General features: G+C 52.3%; 15 protein-coding genes. 9 read left to right on the top strand and 6 right to left on the bottom strand.

Features of this window, described 5'->3' with window-relative positions; translation table 11 throughout:
• Window position 1: 1 nt before the first annotated feature.
• The gene (locus ACR0B3_RS06115; RefSeq protein WP_170337131.1) at window positions 2–1,399 is read right to left on the bottom strand and encodes an amidohydrolase family protein; all 1,398 of its coding nucleotides are present in this window, start codon (window positions 1,397–1,399) and stop codon (window positions 2–4) included.
• A 132-nt stretch (window positions 1,400–1,531) separates the two neighbouring features.
• Between ACR0B3_RS06115 and ACR0B3_RS06110 the strand changes: the two genes are divergently transcribed.
• Window positions 1,532–2,539 (top strand): helix-turn-helix domain-containing protein, encoded by a 1,008-nt coding sequence (locus ACR0B3_RS06110; RefSeq protein ID WP_170357373.1) that lies wholly within the window; start codon window positions 1,532–1,534, stop codon window positions 2,537–2,539.
• A gap of 581 nt (window positions 2,540–3,120) precedes the next feature.
• Here ACR0B3_RS06110 and ACR0B3_RS06105 read toward each other — a convergent pair.
• Both ACR0B3_RS06105 and ACR0B3_RS06100 read right to left on the bottom strand, forming a co-directional pair.
• A complete protein-coding gene (locus ACR0B3_RS06105; RefSeq protein ID WP_480808287.1) occupies window positions 3,121–3,306 on the bottom strand; it encodes a hypothetical protein in 186 nt (61 codons plus the stop codon).
• A gap of 342 nt (window positions 3,307–3,648) precedes the next feature.
• Entirely contained in the window at window positions 3,649–4,353 is a 705-nt protein-coding gene (locus ACR0B3_RS06100; RefSeq protein WP_480808286.1) for an SDR family NAD(P)-dependent oxidoreductase, read from the bottom strand.
• Between the two features lie 268 nt (window positions 4,354–4,621).
• On the opposite strand from ACR0B3_RS06100, the gene ACR0B3_RS06095 reads away from it, so the two are divergent.
• Window positions 4,622–5,242 carry a LysE family translocator gene (locus ACR0B3_RS06095; RefSeq protein ID WP_480808285.1) on the top strand — a complete coding sequence of 207 codons (621 nt, stop codon included), beginning with the start codon at window positions 4,622–4,624 and terminating at the stop codon, window positions 5,240–5,242.
• Window positions 5,243–5,455: 213 nt separating this feature from the next.
• On the opposite strand, the gene ACR0B3_RS06090 is transcribed toward ACR0B3_RS06095, so the two are convergent.
• On the bottom strand, window positions 5,456–5,704 hold the full coding sequence (locus tag ACR0B3_RS06090; protein ID WP_480808284.1) for a hypothetical protein: 249 nt from the start codon (window positions 5,702–5,704) through the stop codon (window positions 5,456–5,458).
• Window positions 5,705–5,915: 211 nt separating this feature from the next.
• Entirely contained in the window at window positions 5,916–6,146 is a 231-nt protein-coding gene (locus tag ACR0B3_RS06085; protein WP_480808283.1) for a DUF1192 family protein, read from the bottom strand.
• 250 nt (window positions 6,147–6,396) lie between these two features.
• Here ACR0B3_RS06085 and ACR0B3_RS06080 point away from each other — a divergent pair, with 250 nt between their 5' ends.
• The 4 genes from ACR0B3_RS06080 (at window position 6,397) to ACR0B3_RS06065 (ending at window position 11,587) form a co-directional block, all read left to right on the top strand.
• Complete coding sequence (locus ACR0B3_RS06080) at window positions 6,397–6,993, top strand: TetR/AcrR family transcriptional regulator (protein ID WP_480808282.1); 597 nt, start codon at window positions 6,397–6,399, stop codon at window positions 6,991–6,993.
• A 122-nt stretch (window positions 6,994–7,115) separates the two neighbouring features.
• Window positions 7,116–8,222, top strand: coding sequence for an alkene reductase (locus ACR0B3_RS06075; protein WP_480808281.1), 1,107 nt, complete (start codon window positions 7,116–7,118; stop codon window positions 8,220–8,222).
• Between the two features lie 340 nt (window positions 8,223–8,562).
• Window positions 8,563–10,452 (top strand): SLC13 family permease, encoded by a 1,890-nt coding sequence (locus ACR0B3_RS06070; protein ID WP_480808280.1) that lies wholly within the window; start codon window positions 8,563–8,565, stop codon window positions 10,450–10,452.
• A gap of 229 nt (window positions 10,453–10,681) precedes the next feature.
• A complete protein-coding gene (locus ACR0B3_RS06065; protein ID WP_480808279.1) occupies window positions 10,682–11,587 on the top strand; it encodes a haloalkane dehalogenase in 906 nt (301 codons plus the stop codon).
• A 32-nt stretch (window positions 11,588–11,619) separates the two neighbouring features.
• Here the strand turns inward: ACR0B3_RS06065 and ACR0B3_RS06060 are convergent, their stop codons facing one another.
• A complete protein-coding gene (locus ACR0B3_RS06060; RefSeq protein WP_480808278.1) occupies window positions 11,620–12,507 on the bottom strand; it encodes a LysR family transcriptional regulator in 888 nt (295 codons plus the stop codon).
• 104 nt (window positions 12,508–12,611) lie between these two features.
• Here ACR0B3_RS06060 and ACR0B3_RS06055 point away from each other — a divergent pair, with 104 nt between their 5' ends.
• Genes ACR0B3_RS06055 through ACR0B3_RS06045 form a run of 3 tightly spaced genes read left to right on the top strand, consistent with a single transcriptional unit; the run spans window position 12,612 to window position 14,323 of the window.
• Window positions 12,612–12,902, top strand: a complete 291-nt coding sequence (locus ACR0B3_RS06055; protein ID WP_170682726.1) for a putative quinol monooxygenase — start codon at window positions 12,612–12,614, stop codon at window positions 12,900–12,902.
• A 26-nt stretch (window positions 12,903–12,928) separates the two neighbouring features.
• Window positions 12,929–13,942, top strand: coding sequence for a zinc-binding alcohol dehydrogenase family protein (locus ACR0B3_RS06050; RefSeq protein ID WP_480808277.1), 1,014 nt, complete (start codon window positions 12,929–12,931; stop codon window positions 13,940–13,942).
• Window positions 13,943–14,323, top strand: coding sequence for a VOC family protein (locus ACR0B3_RS06045; protein ID WP_480808276.1), 381 nt, complete (start codon window positions 13,943–13,945; stop codon window positions 14,321–14,323). It abuts the gene before it with no gap.
• Window positions 14,324–14,424: the final 101 nt, after the last annotated feature.

Genomic DNA, 14,424 nt, shown 5'->3' with positions numbered 1-14,424 from the left:
GTCAATCCAGTGTGTTTTTGTAGATCACACCGTCCTTCATGATCAGGCGGATTGTTTCCGGGCTGTCCGGCCTCGGGTCCGCACCAAACCACTGATCACCCGTTCCGACGACAGAGAAGTCTTCGAGGGGGTTGCCGTCTATCAGCAGGATGTCGGCATAGGCACCTTCTTCGATCACACCCAGTTTGCCTTCCGGATAGGGGTTCATGAAATCACCGCTAAGTGCCGCGATCTCGCCACCTACCGAAGTTAGGGTTACCATCGACGCATAGGGGCCGAAGAAATGGTTATTCAGATGTTTCTCGTAGGCGATCTGGATGTTGCACGCTTCGACCGACCCGACGCAATCGGTTTGGAACCCTCGCGGCGCCGGGCATTCCTTCATGCTTGGAATATAGGCTTCGAAGGTCGCCGAGGCCGATTTGGCCTTCCTCAAACTGTTGGGGTTGTTTTTCACGGACGGAACATCAAGTAGGCCTGGATCAAATGCTGTGATGTTCGTCGTGATGTACGCTCCTTTTTCTTTCATCAAAGCAGAAATCTCGCAGTCAAAGTGAAATCCGTGTTCAATGGTTCTGACCCCTGCATTCAGGGCATTGATGATCGCTTCTTTGCGGTAGGAATGTGCCATGACATAGGTGCCGTACTCGTTGGCAACCTGAACAGCGGCCTCGATCTCTTCTTTCGAACCGGCGAGCAACTGCCATGGATCGAATGCCGAAATCACCCCACCTGATTGCATGAACTTCAATTGCGTGGCACCCATGCGCAGGTTGTTGCGGCCATACATGTAAATTTCGTCAACACCGTTGACCTGTTGGGCCATATTCAGAGTCCCAAAGTTGGTCACCCCACCCGGCGGAGATGTGAAGGATGCGAAATCGGCGTGACCACCACGTGTTCCGAGAAATGCCCCGGAAGGATAAAAGCGGGGGCCGACGATCTGGCCGGCGTCAATTGCGCGCCGCAGCCCGCCGCCAGCGCCCCCGGCATCGCGAACGGTCGTGAAGCCCTGCATCAGGTACATTTCGGCCATCCGGGTCCCGTGGATGGCGAAATCCTCCCAGGTCGAGTTGGTTTCCATCTCGGCAATCGATGGCCCCATGAGCATCAGGTGCGCGTGATTCTCTATAAAGCCCGGTGTCAGAGTGCGCCCACCGCCGTCGATAACCGTCGCGCTCGGCGCATCAATGGCATCGGTTGAGACGGACTTGATCAGATTGCCCTCGACCAGAACACTGGCATTTTCAATGCGTTGCTCATTCACACCGTCGAAGACATGCACGTTGGTAAACAGCGTTTGGGGTTCTTCTTGATCCTGAGCCTGCGCGGTCGCCGAAAAAGAAAGAACTGCCGCGACAATTGCCGTCGAGCAAAGAGACATTCGTAAGCCGGACATAAGTACTCCCTTCATATTCATGTTTTGCCAACTATAGTCTGGAATTCATTGGCTCGGTTGCCCCTTTTGAATTAGGATGTACGAATGTGACTGCAAAAATGGCCACTTCTTAAAGCTAATCCAACAAGGGTTATGAGCTTGCCTTTCAACTCCACCTCCCGAGAGCATAGCGAGGGCTTTGTTCGCCTCTCTTTAGCCGCTCCCTTTCTGCAATATCTCACCGAACGTAAGATCAATCCGCAACCAGCATTGGATCAGGTCGGCTTGAAAGCTGAACTGATGACTAACCCATCCGTGTTCGTTCACTCCGAGTTGGTTTACGGCTTGGTAAATGCTTTCTCAGAAGTATCAGGGGATCGATACCTAGGACTGAATGTAGGGGAAGCGTTTGACCTACAAGGATGGCCGCCCTTCGCTCAAGCCTTGCAATCTACAAAAACGCTGTTCGAGTTTTTTACCCGCTTTGTTGAGCTCGTGCCGCAGGAGTCCAATTCTGTGCGGCACAGCCTTGTCATTGAAGCAGACAAAGCGACTTATCGTATCGAGAGGCAACAGGAACCAACCGTCCCACCCATTCAGGTGACCGGTTTTGGTGCCGCAATCTATGTACGCCTATTGCAGACCGTCGTCGGAGAGTCCTGGGACTCTTCCCGTGTGCGATGGGAAAGCAGATACATCAATGGGCTGCCTATCGACTACAAAGGGATCGAGGTTGGCCTTGGGACTGATCCCGGAATGCAAATTAGTTTTCCTGTGGAATGGTTGTTTTTGCACCACGTCTCTGAGGGTTCTGCCAAGCCCATAGCATCACTTCGACAAGATGAAGAAGTAACCGTGGTGGCAGCTTTGCGATCTGTCTTACGCGACAAACTGGATGAAACCGATTTGGGACCAGAGATGGTGGCTGGAATGCTGGGAATACAACCGGAACGGTTTCTGAAAGCGCTTCAAAAACAAGGCACAACGCTACCGCGCGAAATCAAACGGCTGCGTATCGATGTCGCCAAGGAGCACCTCAAACAAAACCAGATGACAATTGCAGAGATCGGACTGATGCTCGGCTATTCTGACAAGTCCCATTTCACTCGCTTTTTCCGAGGTCAGACCGGAATGACACCGACCAAGTTCCGAAGCAAGTAAATGTGGTCGAGCCAAATGAACGCTTCGAAGATTAGGTCCTCGTGGGATCAGTTCGGAGAAGTTGTAGTGCGACGTTGAACAGGTTAGTCGACGACATGAATGGTTGGTTGCCACCGCCGATACAACCTCTGCAACTGGCCGTTTCGTTGTGTATTTCGGAGTTAGCAAAGCTTGGTTGCGAAGGTCCGCTTCGGGCTGGTTGCGGTCAACCATGCTTATCGTAAAGACTGGTAGTACATGGTTCCGCAGAGCAGTGTTGGGGAAATGCTTATCCAGGATGCTTTGGTTCCTAGCAGGAGAGGCGCTTAGAAGAAGCGCGCACTACTACAACGACAGTCGCCATAGACTTCTTATGTTAAACTTTGGGTAATGGCGGCAGGTAAGCTGCCCATAGTTTTGCGCTGTGGGTATCGCTTCCTGATCGTGCGATCCGCGAAAAGTTGCATGATGCGGCTAATCGTCAACGTAGTTTAATTGAGCATATCCTTCGATGAGTTGGCGAGACTGCGAAAGCAAACTTTCACCCCGGAAGACGAAGAGCTTCAAGAAAAGGCGCTGATCTCTGCGATGGCTCTGCACCTTTATGAAGAAGAACCAAACCCATCAACGTCCGGTCCAACGAGACTGACGTCAAACACCGGCATAGGCTCCTCACCGCTCACCAGATGTTCCCAGTCCCGCCCTGCGGCCACCAAAGTGTCATACAGGCCGAATACGCTGGAGGCACTGGTTTCTGGGGTGGCAACGATCTGAACCGAAATTGGCATCGGTAAAATTCCAAAGTGGTGAATTTGCCCCCTTTCTAGCTGTTCCGCCACTCACGCCCAACGAAAAATGTCGCGCAGTCTTCAAGGGCACGTAGCCCGCTGGAGGCTTTAATGAAGATGAACGCAATCTGGATTCTAGTTTCCCACGCCAAAAAGCAGACCTTTCCGAAGAGGTCCGCATCTGAAGAACTTAACCAAACAGATGACCAAGGTAGAGGAACCTGCAACTGCAAAGTGACAGAAGAGATTTGGAAATCAGTGATCTATCTTGGACCAGGCTGTTCACTTGTAAGAGACCGCTAGTTTGATCAATTTCGCTGTCCGCTTCGGGCTGTCAGAGAGCTACCACTTTTCTCCGAAGGGTCGAATGTCGAGCTCGAATGTCCAGGCCGACTTGTCTTGTTGGGCCAACATCAGAGCGGTCTCCGCAATCCGCTCTGGCTTGATAAAGAAGTCGTCGGGTTCATCTGGAGCAAAGTTCGTCCGTGTGTCCTCGGTGTCGATCACACCGTCGATAACGAGATACGCCACATGTACGCCCTTTGGACCGAGTTGCTTGGCCAGTGCATTTGCCAGCGTGCGTTGGGCAGATTTCGAAGGAGCAAATACTGTCGTCCAAACGTTTCCACGAAGCGCAGCGGTTGCGCCCGAAACGATGATCACCCCGGAACCACGTTTGGCCATTTGAGGCCCTAGAAGCTTTGCGGCAGTAAAAAGACCAAGAGCCCCGACGCGCCAACTCTGCTCGAACTCGATCTCCGAAACGTCTTCAAGCGTTCCAAACTGTGCGAGGTCTGCGTTGTAAATAACGACATCAATTTCGCCTAGATCGCTCTGGACTGCGGTAAGCGCTTTTTTCAAGTTATCCGGGTCTCCGGCATCGCATCTGTAGGATCGAACTGACGTATCAGTTGAACCCTCGTCACCGAATGTGGCGCCCGAACGGCTCAGCAGTGCGAGAGAGTAACGGGCATGTTTGAAAATCTTAGCGTATGCGGTGCCCAATCCAGGGCCAAAGCCGATGATGACGCAAACCTTGCCATCCATGATTAATACTCCTTACAGCTTTCGTCTCTCAGCAATCGTAGCACAAAGCTTTTTGGTTCGTTTGGTAAGGGACGGCACTGCTCGCAAAGCTAGAATTGCAAAGGCTTGCTTTGAATGTCGGGTTCGGACTGCGACCCGCGAACCATGCAAACCGCAGAGATCGGCAATATTGAGCCCAACCAGCTCGTTTGTCAGTGCGCAGCGAATGACGGCTTCTTTGAATGGTGCGTTCTGTTAAGGTCGCAAAAACGCCGGATGGAGAAACCCAATGAGCCCTGAAATTTCGAGTTTATTTTTGGCCCTAGGAATTTTCTCGGTTGGTTTCGTCAGCATCGGGCCAAACATCCTTGCTATTATCGGAACTTCAATGGAACGTGGGCGAGACGCCGGGGTAAAGCTGGCCCTTGGCGTGGGTTCTGGTTCCGCTGTTTGGGCGACTTTCACTGTCGCTGGCCTTATAGCTCTCATCACCGCTTATGCTGGCATCGTTACACTTCTCAAAATCTTTGGAGCGGCATACCTTTTGTGGCTCGCCTATAAGGCGTTTCGCTCCGCTGCAACGCCCGCTCATTTGCACAAACCTAAGGCAGCGCGCGGTAAGAACCTTTATCTGCAAGGCATAGCAATCCAACTCACGAACCCGAAAGCGGCGCTGCAATGGATTGCCATCGTCGGGATCGGTCTAGGCAATGAGACCCCATTATGGGTGGGTTTAGCGCTTATCCTGATCGCCACAACACTGTCGCTGGCGGTCCACGTTCTTTACGCGGTCACGTTTTCCACTACCCCGGTGGTAGCTGCTTACCAGCGCGCGCGACGTTGGATAGAAGGAGGGCTTGGCGTCTTCTTCAGCTTCGCCGCGTATAAGATTGCGACGTATCGTCAGTGACTAAATGCTGACATTGAGCGAACGGCAACAAAGCCCCGCTTTATCGGGATTTGCAAAGTTCAGTTGAGAATGTCCGGTTAGGGCTGCGAGCAGCCAATACGCACACCACAAAGAACGGCCACTTTGAGCCCTTTTCGACCGTTTCCGCGCTGCCGACGGGCGTCAGCTTTAGGCGGAGGGTAACCGACAAACGGATCAAAGCACTGGCCACTGTCAGCGGGCTTCTGGACGGTCATCCTCGGATGCCTTGCTGAAGTAAATCCGGAGTTCGCCAAACTTCTCCTTGATCTGGAGTACCTCTGGATACTCGACCTCAATCTCGTCACTGCGTACTTTGATGTGCTCAAAGAGCTCGGTCACGATCCCCGACCAGCCCAGTGGGGTCTCACCCAATTCGAGCTCAACGCTTTTCTGAATGTTGTCGTAGTCGAACACATTGATGGTGGCTTCAGCTTCAGACATTACGCGCCCTCCTGGAATTCCGCCGGTAGGGAGTCAGCTCCGATTGGGTTCCGGTAGAACTTTGAGGGGACAACGGTCTTCGTTTGAAGTGTCAACTGCAAGTTGTAGTATCTATTACTACAGAAAAGTCGCGTTTCTTTGTGCTGGATTTGCAACTGCTTCTCGTCGCCCATGACCACCGGAACTATCGGCTCCGCGGTGGATTATTTTCCTAGAGCGCGTGCTTTTTCTGCCTTTGCTGTTCCAACCGTTCTATCTCGGCTTTCAACAGCGCAATCCTCTGAGATGTCTGATGTTCCGTAATCAGATCGAGAAACATCTTGGTCTTGCCGCCATGCTTCATGCCATAGCGCTCGTAGACCATGGCGTTAAACTCATCCAGTTTCGATTTAGGGATCCGGAACTGGATGTGCTCAAACTGTTCGGTCTCTGTTTTTGTCATTGAATCCATCCTTGTCGCCTGAGCATAGCAGACCAACGCCTCTGACGCCGCCATGACTGTGGTACGGTCCTAGCGCACAAGTACCTGCCGGCATTTTGACATTCATCGGTCATATACTGATAGCGACGGGCGGGTCTGGCATTCCTACCGACCTAACAAATTCCTGTCGTTGGCTGTAATTCGGACTAACCATTCCAAAATCCTCTGCTGGTCCCTTGAACTTCTGGACTGGTCATTCCACATATATGCCATGAGCAAAGAAACTCTTCAATTTGCAGACATTAAGTCGCCCGCAGGCCCGGGTAGGCCTCGTGCCTTTGACGAAGCTGAGGCTTTGGAAAAAGCCTTGTGCGTATTTTGGCACAAGGGCTACGAGACCGCGTCCTTGGACGATCTGACCAAGGCCATGGGTTTGAGCCGTTCCAGCTTTTATGGAGCATTCGGCAACAAGCAGGCTTTGTTTCACAAAGCCCTCCGCCACTATTCAAGACGTGCATTGAAAACTCTGCGTACAGTTGCAGACACTGGTGGGGAAGATCCCGTTGGATCGATTTTGGAAGCTTTGGCGAACCCGCAAGGCGGCCGTGACGGCTGTATGCTGATAAACTGCCTTACTGAGCTTGCGCCGCATGATGATGAAGTGGCGGCTCTCGGGCGGCACCATTTGGAGAGTATTGACGAAATTATTGCGAGAGCACTTGAGCCCTCAGATCCAGCCCAGGCACTCGACAAAGCGCGCGCCTATTCTTGCCTTGCAATCGGCACGTTGGCATTGCGCAAGGCGGGCGTTCCCGCTGAGCAGATATCGCAAACCCTGAAACAAGCCCGGTTGGTGATTTCGCCATAAGGCCTCCCGCCACCATAAAGAAATGAAACCTGAAATAAACTCAAACAACGGACAGTGGCCCTAATATTGGACTAATTGGTCCAATAATATCTGAACGAAGTTTACTAAAGAAGGAAGCAGCAATGGCTGATGAAAAACTGTTCTCCGGCATCAAAGCTGGCGCAATAGAACTGAAAAACCGCGTTGTCATGGCGCCACTGACCCGCAACCGTGCAAGAGCCGAAGATGACAGCGTCCATGAATTGCAGGCCAAGTACTACGCGCAGCGGGCGGGTGCTGGTCTGATCATCACGGAGGCTTCGCAAATCTCGCCCCAAGGCAAAGGTTATGCATGGACGCCCGGCATTTATTCCCAAGCACAGATCGACGGCTGGAAAAAAGTATCTGAGGCTGTCCATGCAGAGGGTGGCAAGATCGTGATCCAGCTTTGGCATGTAGGCCGGATTTCGCACAACAGCTTGCAGCTGGACGGCAGCGCCCCTGTTGCGCCATCCGCAATTAGCGCCAAGGCAATGACTTTTGATGGCGAACAGTTTGTCGAAACATCGGAACCGCGGGCTCTGGATGTCGAAGAAATCGCAAGTATTGTCGCCGACTACCGGCGGGCTGCGGAAAACGCCAAGAAAGCCGGGTTCGACGGTGTCGAGGTCCATGCAGCCAATGGATATCTGATCGATCAGTTCCTGCGGGACGAGTCCAACAAGCGTGAAGACGAATACGGCGGTCCTGTCGAGAACAGAGCGCGATTCCTGAAGGAAGTCATGGACGTGGTTGTCGACGTGTGGGGCGCCGACCGCGTTGGTGTCCGCCTCAGCCCGTTCTCGGAAGCCAACAACATCTCCGACAGCGACCCGCAGGCGACGTTCTCCCATGCGATCAAATTGTTGAATAGCTATGGGTTGGCCTATCTCCATCTCGTAGAAGGACAGACCGGCGGCCCGCGCGATATACCTGAAGGTGGCGATCTAAAGGCGCTCTATGAATTGTTTGACGGTGCGAAAATGGGCAACAACGCTTATGACCGCGAAATGGCGATTGAATCGGTTGAGACCGGTGCCGTCGATCTGGTGGCTTTTGGCCGACCGTTCATTTCAAACCCGGATCTTGTCAGTCGGTTGGAGAAAGACGCCTCGCTGAATGAGCTGGATGCAACTACCCTCTACGGCGGTAACGAAAAAGGATACACCGACTACCCAGCACTAGAAGAGGAAGCGGTTGCCGCAGAGTGATGCATCACTCTTAACTCCTTGGTGACAGGCAATACCAAATAGAGTGAGCGCGCCGGTTTGGACGCGCTCACTTCGCGGGTACGGCAATATCCTTTCTTGAAGCGGGGTTCTGTCACAAGTCTACGAATGGACTGCTTCCCTCCGATTGCTGTGATTAAGAGAGGCTTTTGAGTTTTTCATCAGCGTCTCTTTGAGTTGGCGAAATCCAGGTTTCAGCAGATACCACGTCCGAGAAGACGAGCTACGTACGTCGGCCTGATGGATTTTGGCCTTATTTGCTGCGCAGAGCTGGTCCTTCGTATTTGCTGCTAGTCAGGTAACGTCAGGTTGGGAGTACGATATGGAATTACCAACACTGACGTACGAAATGATAGCTGTATTGAGTCTATTGTCTTTTACGGTCTTACTTTTTGTTACCGAGATTATACGGATCGATGTCGCAGCAATTCTTGTAATGGTGCTGCTTGGCGCACTGAGCTATCTACCGGGGCTAGGTAATCTTGCCGATGTCTCCAGGCTCTTTGAAGGTTTTTCCTCGAACGCTGTGATGTCAATCATCGCAGTTATGGTAATTGGCGCTGGGCTTGATAAGACCGGACTTATGTCAAAGGTTGCGGCCTTGATCCTCAAGAATGGTGGCACGACAGAGGCCCGGATCATCCCAATCATATCAACAACGGTTGGTGTCATTAGCTCTTTCATGCAGAACGTTGGAGCTGCTGCGCTCTTTCTACCCGTTGTTAGCCGTATCTCAGCACGTACGGAAATCCCGATGAGTAGGTTGCTGATGCCCATGGGGTTTTGCGCGATTCTGGGTGGTACGATTACATTGGTCGGGTCGTCGCCCCTCATCCTGTTGAATGACCTGATTGTTTCAGCAAACTCATCCCTTCCGGCTGACCAACAAATGGAGACATTTGGGTTGTTTTCAGTCACGCCTATCGGTGTGATGCTGGTGCTGACAGGGGTGCTTTACTTTGTGCTCTTTGGTCGTTGGGTCCTCCCAGCGCAGCGGGAGCGTGGAGAAGACGCAAGCTCAGCTCGATCCATGCAGACCTATGTCGAAAACACCTATGGTCTTAGAGCTGATATGTTCGAGATTCGCGTTCCAGAAGGCTCGATCTTGATTGGACAAACGCTCGCGGATGTCATGGTCGCCCACAACATGTACATTCTTGGTACATCCTATCGCGGCCACAAGGTTATCGCGCCGATGGCGGATACCAAGATCGAAGCCCCTGCGCGGCTCGCAGTGCTTGGCCTGCGTCGGGTGGTTGAGCATCAGTTTGCTGAGCCTTACGGATTAGAGATCCTACCCCAACTAGATGTCTTTGCGGATGATTTCGCCGCGACCCAATCGGGGGTGGCCGAGGTTGTTATTCCTCCCGGTTCTTCAGTGATCGGCCAGACTCCGATTGATTTGCGTCTCCGTCAGACACATGGTTTGTCTCTTTTGGCCATTCAGCGCGGAGAAGAAACACTGAGCCACGTTGAATCCGAGGATCATTCAGCCACGCATATCGGGCAAGTCCCTTTGCAGGCCGGTGATACGTGTGTGGTTCACGTGCAGTGGGACCGTCTGACACGACTTAAGTCGGACAGGGATTTTGTCGTCGTAACTTCGGATTTTCCCCAGGAAGAGTTACGGCCACACAAGGTCGGATGGGCGCTCTCCTTCTTCCTAATAGCGTTGAGCTTAATTCTATTCTCTGATCTGCGCTTGTCATTGTGCCTGTTGATCGGCGCTATTGGGATGGTGTTGAGCCGTGTGCTCTCGATTGACGAAGCCTACGAGTCGATAAGTTGGAGTACTGTTTTTCTACTCGCTTCACTGATCCCGCTAGGTCAGGCGGTTCAGAACACCGGCACTGCGGATTGGATTGCAGCGCATGTGTTGGCCCTTCTGAAGGGGTGGCCGATCTGGTCTTTGCAAGCAGGGATCGCCGTTTTGGCAACGGCGTTCACGCTGGTCATGTCCAATGTAGGCGCAACTGTCCTGCTGGTGCCACTAGCAGTTTCTATTGCCGTATCCACGGGTGGCAATCCGGCTGTGTTTGCTCTCACGGTAGCAATATCAACGTCCAACTCATTTTTGATCCCAACACACCAAGTGAACGCGTTGATCATGGGCCCGGCAGGCTACCGGGTGGTCGATTTCGTTCGCTCAGGTGGAATCATGACTCTACTTTTCTTGGTTGTCTCAATGACCGGGTTTGCGATTTTCTTCTGAGCCGCCTCTCGGCGATCCGTACAGATGAACTCATAATATAAGGTTTTTGAGACCAAATTTATTGGCGCGGATTCAAAACGTCCGCAAAAAGCGCCTCCTCCGCGCGGGACCGAAGCAATGTGTCCAACTCAACCAAACCTGAAGTCGGTATACGCTGGAACTGGACCGTTTTGGTTTTATCGATCACTGTTGTTGGACCAAGACCGTCGGCATTTTTGGAGAGTTCACGATGAAGTTCCTTCGTACACCGGACCATCGGTTTGACGGGCTGCCAGATTTCAACTTTGGCCCGAACTATCTTGATGTGGATGATTCCGAGGGCGGTCTTCTCCGACTGCACTATTTGGACGAGGGACCGGCACAGGCACCACCGGTATTGTTGATGCACGGAGAGCCAACTTGGTGCTTCCTGTATCGGCACATGATTCCGTTATTCAAAGATGCGGGCCATCGAGTTCTGGCTCCTGATTTGATTGGGTTTGGACGGTCGGACAAGCCAACTGAGCGATCCGACTACACCTACCAACGGCATGTAGACTGGATGTCCGAGTGGTTGCGGAAAGTTGACTTGACGGGCATCACATTGGTTTGTCAGGACTGGGGTGGACTCATTGGTTTGCGGTTGGTTGCAAGTATGCCCGAGCGTTTCTCTAGTGTTGTTGTGGCGAATACGGCCTTGCCCACGGGTGACGTGCCCTTGGGTGAGGCATTTCTTTCATGGCGGGAATACTCACAATCCGTACCTGAATTTAGTTCGGGACGCATCGTATTCGGCGGCACGACATCTAAAATTTCAGAAGAAGAGGTCGCAGCATACAACGCACCGTTCCCAGATGCGCGCTATCTGGCAGGCGCTCGAGAGTTTCCAGTGTTGGTGCCCGACTCGCCCGACAATCCAGCTTCAGAAGCCAACCGAGCCGCATGGAAAACCTTCAAAACCCTCAACACTCCGTTTCTGACTGTTTTTGGAGAAGATGACAGGGTCATGGCGGGCGTAGACAAACTGTTCCAAAAGTCGATCCCTGGGGCAGTTGGTCAAAATCATACAGTTGTGCCAAAAGCCGGGCATTTCATTCAAGAAGATGCCGGCACAGAACTAGCACATGCGACTTTGAAATTCATTGAGCAGACATAGCAGCTATCAGATTAGTGTCTTCCCCTGCGGCCTCAACTCACACCAAATTTGCTACGCAAATGCTCAGCTAAGGCTGTTATGCGACGTGGTTGGGCCCGGCTCGGTGGAAACATCATTTGCAAAGGTTTCGGCGGTGGGAGGAAGTCGCGCAAGACAGAAACAAGTCTGCCAGATTGAACATCGTCGCCGACATCCAGTTCGGACTTCAAGACGACCCCATGGCCTGCAATCGCCCAATCGCGGATGAGTGAACCATCATTGACAATTCGATTTCCCTTTACCGATACGCGCTGGGCATTTGGTCCTGATCCAAACTCCCAAACGTTGTCGACCATGTCGCCAAACCTCATCACCAAGCAGTTGTGGTTTAATAGATCTTCTGGTTTTTTAGGCGTTCCGAATGAGGCCAGGTAACTTGGGGACGCACAAACGAAACGTTGGTAGCTTCCCAGATTTCTCAACCTGAGTGAGCTGTCCGTAATGTTGCCGAAGCGAACGGCGAGGTCGAAACCTTGGCCTACAAGGTCGACATAACCGTCCGAGAGGGACAGTTCGATTGAGACGGCAGGGTTCTTTTCGGTGAATTCGGCAATAACCTCGGAAACAAAGCTCCGTCCCAAGTCAATGGGCGCGCTTATGCGAATTGGACCAGACAGAGTTTCGGCGCCGTGCCGAACAAGTGTGTCCAGGTCCGCAACTTCACTGAGAACGTTTCTTGCTCCATCAGCGAGTGTCCGACCTTCTTCGGTCAAGCTGATAGAACGGGTGGTACGGTTGAACAAAACCACACCGTAATGTGCCTCCAGAGCCGCGAGCCGTTCGGACACTGTCGTACTCGACAACCCTGTCTCACGCGCTGCGGCCACAAGACTGCCTTTCTCGGCTATGGTCAGAAACAAGCGAAGATTGTCTAAAAGCATTAAACGGAATTTCCGGATTATATGTTCGATCTTGCCCTGTTTATCCCGAAAGAACTGCGGCGTAAATCTTGCGCATCGCTCAAGAACACAAGGGACCTATTCCAATGGCCAAGCTGACAATCGTCGCCAACATCAAAGCCAACCCCGACAAGATCGACCTCGTAAAGGGTGAGCTGATCAAGCTCATCGACATAACCCGTGCCGAAGAGGGTTGCATTAACTACGACCTGCACCAGGACAACGACAACCCCGCTCATTTCGTGTTCTACGAAAATTGGGAAAGCCGGGAGCTTTGGCAAACCCACATGGGTGCTCAGCACCTTGCGGCTTACTTGGAAGCAACAGAGGGCGCCGTTGCAGAATTCACGCTGAATGAAATGACAGTCATCGGTTGATACAGAACCGGACAAAGGAGCACGTTATGAAAGCCGTTGGATACAATGAGACAGGGCCTATTGATCGGGCGGACGCCTTAATCGACTTTGAGGCCGACAAACCGACGCCAAAGGGGCAAGACTTGTTGGTCAAGGTGCAAGCCGTGTCAGTAAATCCAGTCGATACGAAAATTCGGCAAAAACGCGCTCCTGAAGGTCCGGCTCCCGATATTCTAGGGTGGGACGCAGTAGGGATCGTCGAAGCTGTTGGCGAGGCGGTTAAGGCCTTCAATGTTGGAGACACTGTTTGGTATGCCGGAGCGATCAATCGGCCCGGAACCAATGCCGAGTTTCATCTGGTAGATGAACGTATCGCCGGATCAGCGCCAAAATCCATACCAGCGACAGCGGCTGCGGCGATGCCGCTTACGACGCTAACTGCTTATGAGATGCTGTTCGACCGCTTACGAGTTCAGGATGCCGTTTCCGGCGGGACCAATACGTTGCTGATCATGGGTGGCGCAGGCGGTGTCGGGTCAATCACAATTCAATTGGCTCGAGCTCTCACTGATTTGACAGTGATTGCCACTGCTTCTCGACCCGAGACACAAGACTGGGTTCGAGAGTTGGGCGCGCACCATGTCATCAACCATGCTAAACCTCTGGGACCGCAACTCGAGGCTCTCGGTATGGAAAGCGTGGATTTCATCTATTCAACGAACCATTCCCAGCTTTATGCGTCTCAAGCCGGAGAGGTGATGACACCTCAAGGTCGCTTTGGGTTGATCGATGATCCTGAGACCTTTGACATCGCGCCATTCAAACCCAAATCGATCTCATTGCATTGGGAGTTCATGTACACTCGGTCGCTTTTTGGGACTGGAGATATGAACCGTCAAAGCGAAATCCTGAATCAGGTCGCCGGGATGATAGACGATGGAAAGATCAGATCTACGGCAACCGAAACGCTTGGTTCAATCAATGCTGCAAACTTAATGAAAGCACATGCTATCCTCGAAAGCGGCAAGGCCAAAGGTAAGCTTGTGCTTGAGGGTTTTTAGATGAGAATTGAGCGGCTGGATCATGTGAATATCGTAACAACTAAGTTGTCTGAAATGGCTACTTGGTATGAAGAGGTCCTGGGTTTGAAACCTGGGGCCCGCCCTGATTTTCCGTTTCCCGGAGCGTGGTTGTATGCGGGTGATCACGCCGTGGTTCACCTTGTGGGTCACGAAGGCACGCCAAACGTTGGCTCCGAAGTGAAGCTCAAGCTCGAGCATTTTGCGCTCTCAGCCACAGGGTTGAGCGCATTCGAAGAAAAACTGACCTCATGTCAGATCCAGTACCGAAAAACCGACGTCCCGGGTGCTCGAATGGTCCAAATTCACGTGGCGGATCCTGATGGAAATCATATTCATATAGACTTCGAAGAAACCGAGTAAGTGGTTAGCCTTCGAAATAGTTGGAACGCAAAATCAAGCTCTTGCCGAATAGTAGACGAGATCCTTGCCGGGGTTGCTTCCAAGAATGACGTGGCCAACAT

The sequence above is a fragment of the Ruegeria sp. CE9 genome (assembly GCF_056537425.1).
This window is presented reverse-complemented; position numbering and strand designations above follow the sequence as displayed.

What these genes read in the sequence shown, in the direction of transcription:
- ACR0B3_RS06115 (WP_170337131.1), bottom strand. Translation starts at nt 1,399, where the DNA reads ATGTCCGGCTTACGAATGTCTCTTTGCTCGACGGCAATTGTCGCGGCA.
- ACR0B3_RS06110 (WP_170357373.1), top strand. Translation starts at nt 1,532, where the DNA reads ATGAGCTTGCCTTTCAACTCCACCTCCCGAGAGCATAGCGAGGGCTTT.
- ACR0B3_RS06105 (WP_480808287.1), bottom strand. Translation starts at nt 3,306, where the DNA reads ATGCCAATTTCGGTTCAGATCGTTGCCACCCCAGAAACCAGTGCCTCC.
- ACR0B3_RS06100 (WP_480808286.1), bottom strand. Translation starts at nt 4,353, where the DNA reads ATGGATGGCAAGGTTTGCGTCATCATCGGCTTTGGCCCTGGATTGGGC.
- ACR0B3_RS06095 (WP_480808285.1), top strand. Translation starts at nt 4,622, where the DNA reads ATGAGCCCTGAAATTTCGAGTTTATTTTTGGCCCTAGGAATTTTCTCG.
- ACR0B3_RS06090 (WP_480808284.1), bottom strand. Translation starts at nt 5,704, where the DNA reads ATGTCTGAAGCTGAAGCCACCATCAATGTGTTCGACTACGACAACATT.
- ACR0B3_RS06085 (WP_480808283.1), bottom strand. Translation starts at nt 6,146, where the DNA reads ATGACAAAAACAGAGACCGAACAGTTTGAGCACATCCAGTTCCGGATC.
- ACR0B3_RS06080 (WP_480808282.1), top strand. Translation starts at nt 6,397, where the DNA reads ATGAGCAAAGAAACTCTTCAATTTGCAGACATTAAGTCGCCCGCAGGC.
- ACR0B3_RS06075 (WP_480808281.1), top strand. Translation starts at nt 7,116, where the DNA reads ATGGCTGATGAAAAACTGTTCTCCGGCATCAAAGCTGGCGCAATAGAA.
- ACR0B3_RS06070 (WP_480808280.1), top strand. Translation starts at nt 8,563, where the DNA reads ATGGAATTACCAACACTGACGTACGAAATGATAGCTGTATTGAGTCTA.
- ACR0B3_RS06065 (WP_480808279.1), top strand. Translation starts at nt 10,682, where the DNA reads ATGAAGTTCCTTCGTACACCGGACCATCGGTTTGACGGGCTGCCAGAT.
- ACR0B3_RS06060 (WP_480808278.1), bottom strand. Translation starts at nt 12,507, where the DNA reads ATGCTTTTAGACAATCTTCGCTTGTTTCTGACCATAGCCGAGAAAGGC.
- ACR0B3_RS06055 (WP_170682726.1), top strand. Translation starts at nt 12,612, where the DNA reads ATGGCCAAGCTGACAATCGTCGCCAACATCAAAGCCAACCCCGACAAG.
- ACR0B3_RS06050 (WP_480808277.1), top strand. Translation starts at nt 12,929, where the DNA reads ATGAAAGCCGTTGGATACAATGAGACAGGGCCTATTGATCGGGCGGAC.
- ACR0B3_RS06045 (WP_480808276.1), top strand. Translation starts at nt 13,943, where the DNA reads ATGAGAATTGAGCGGCTGGATCATGTGAATATCGTAACAACTAAGTTG.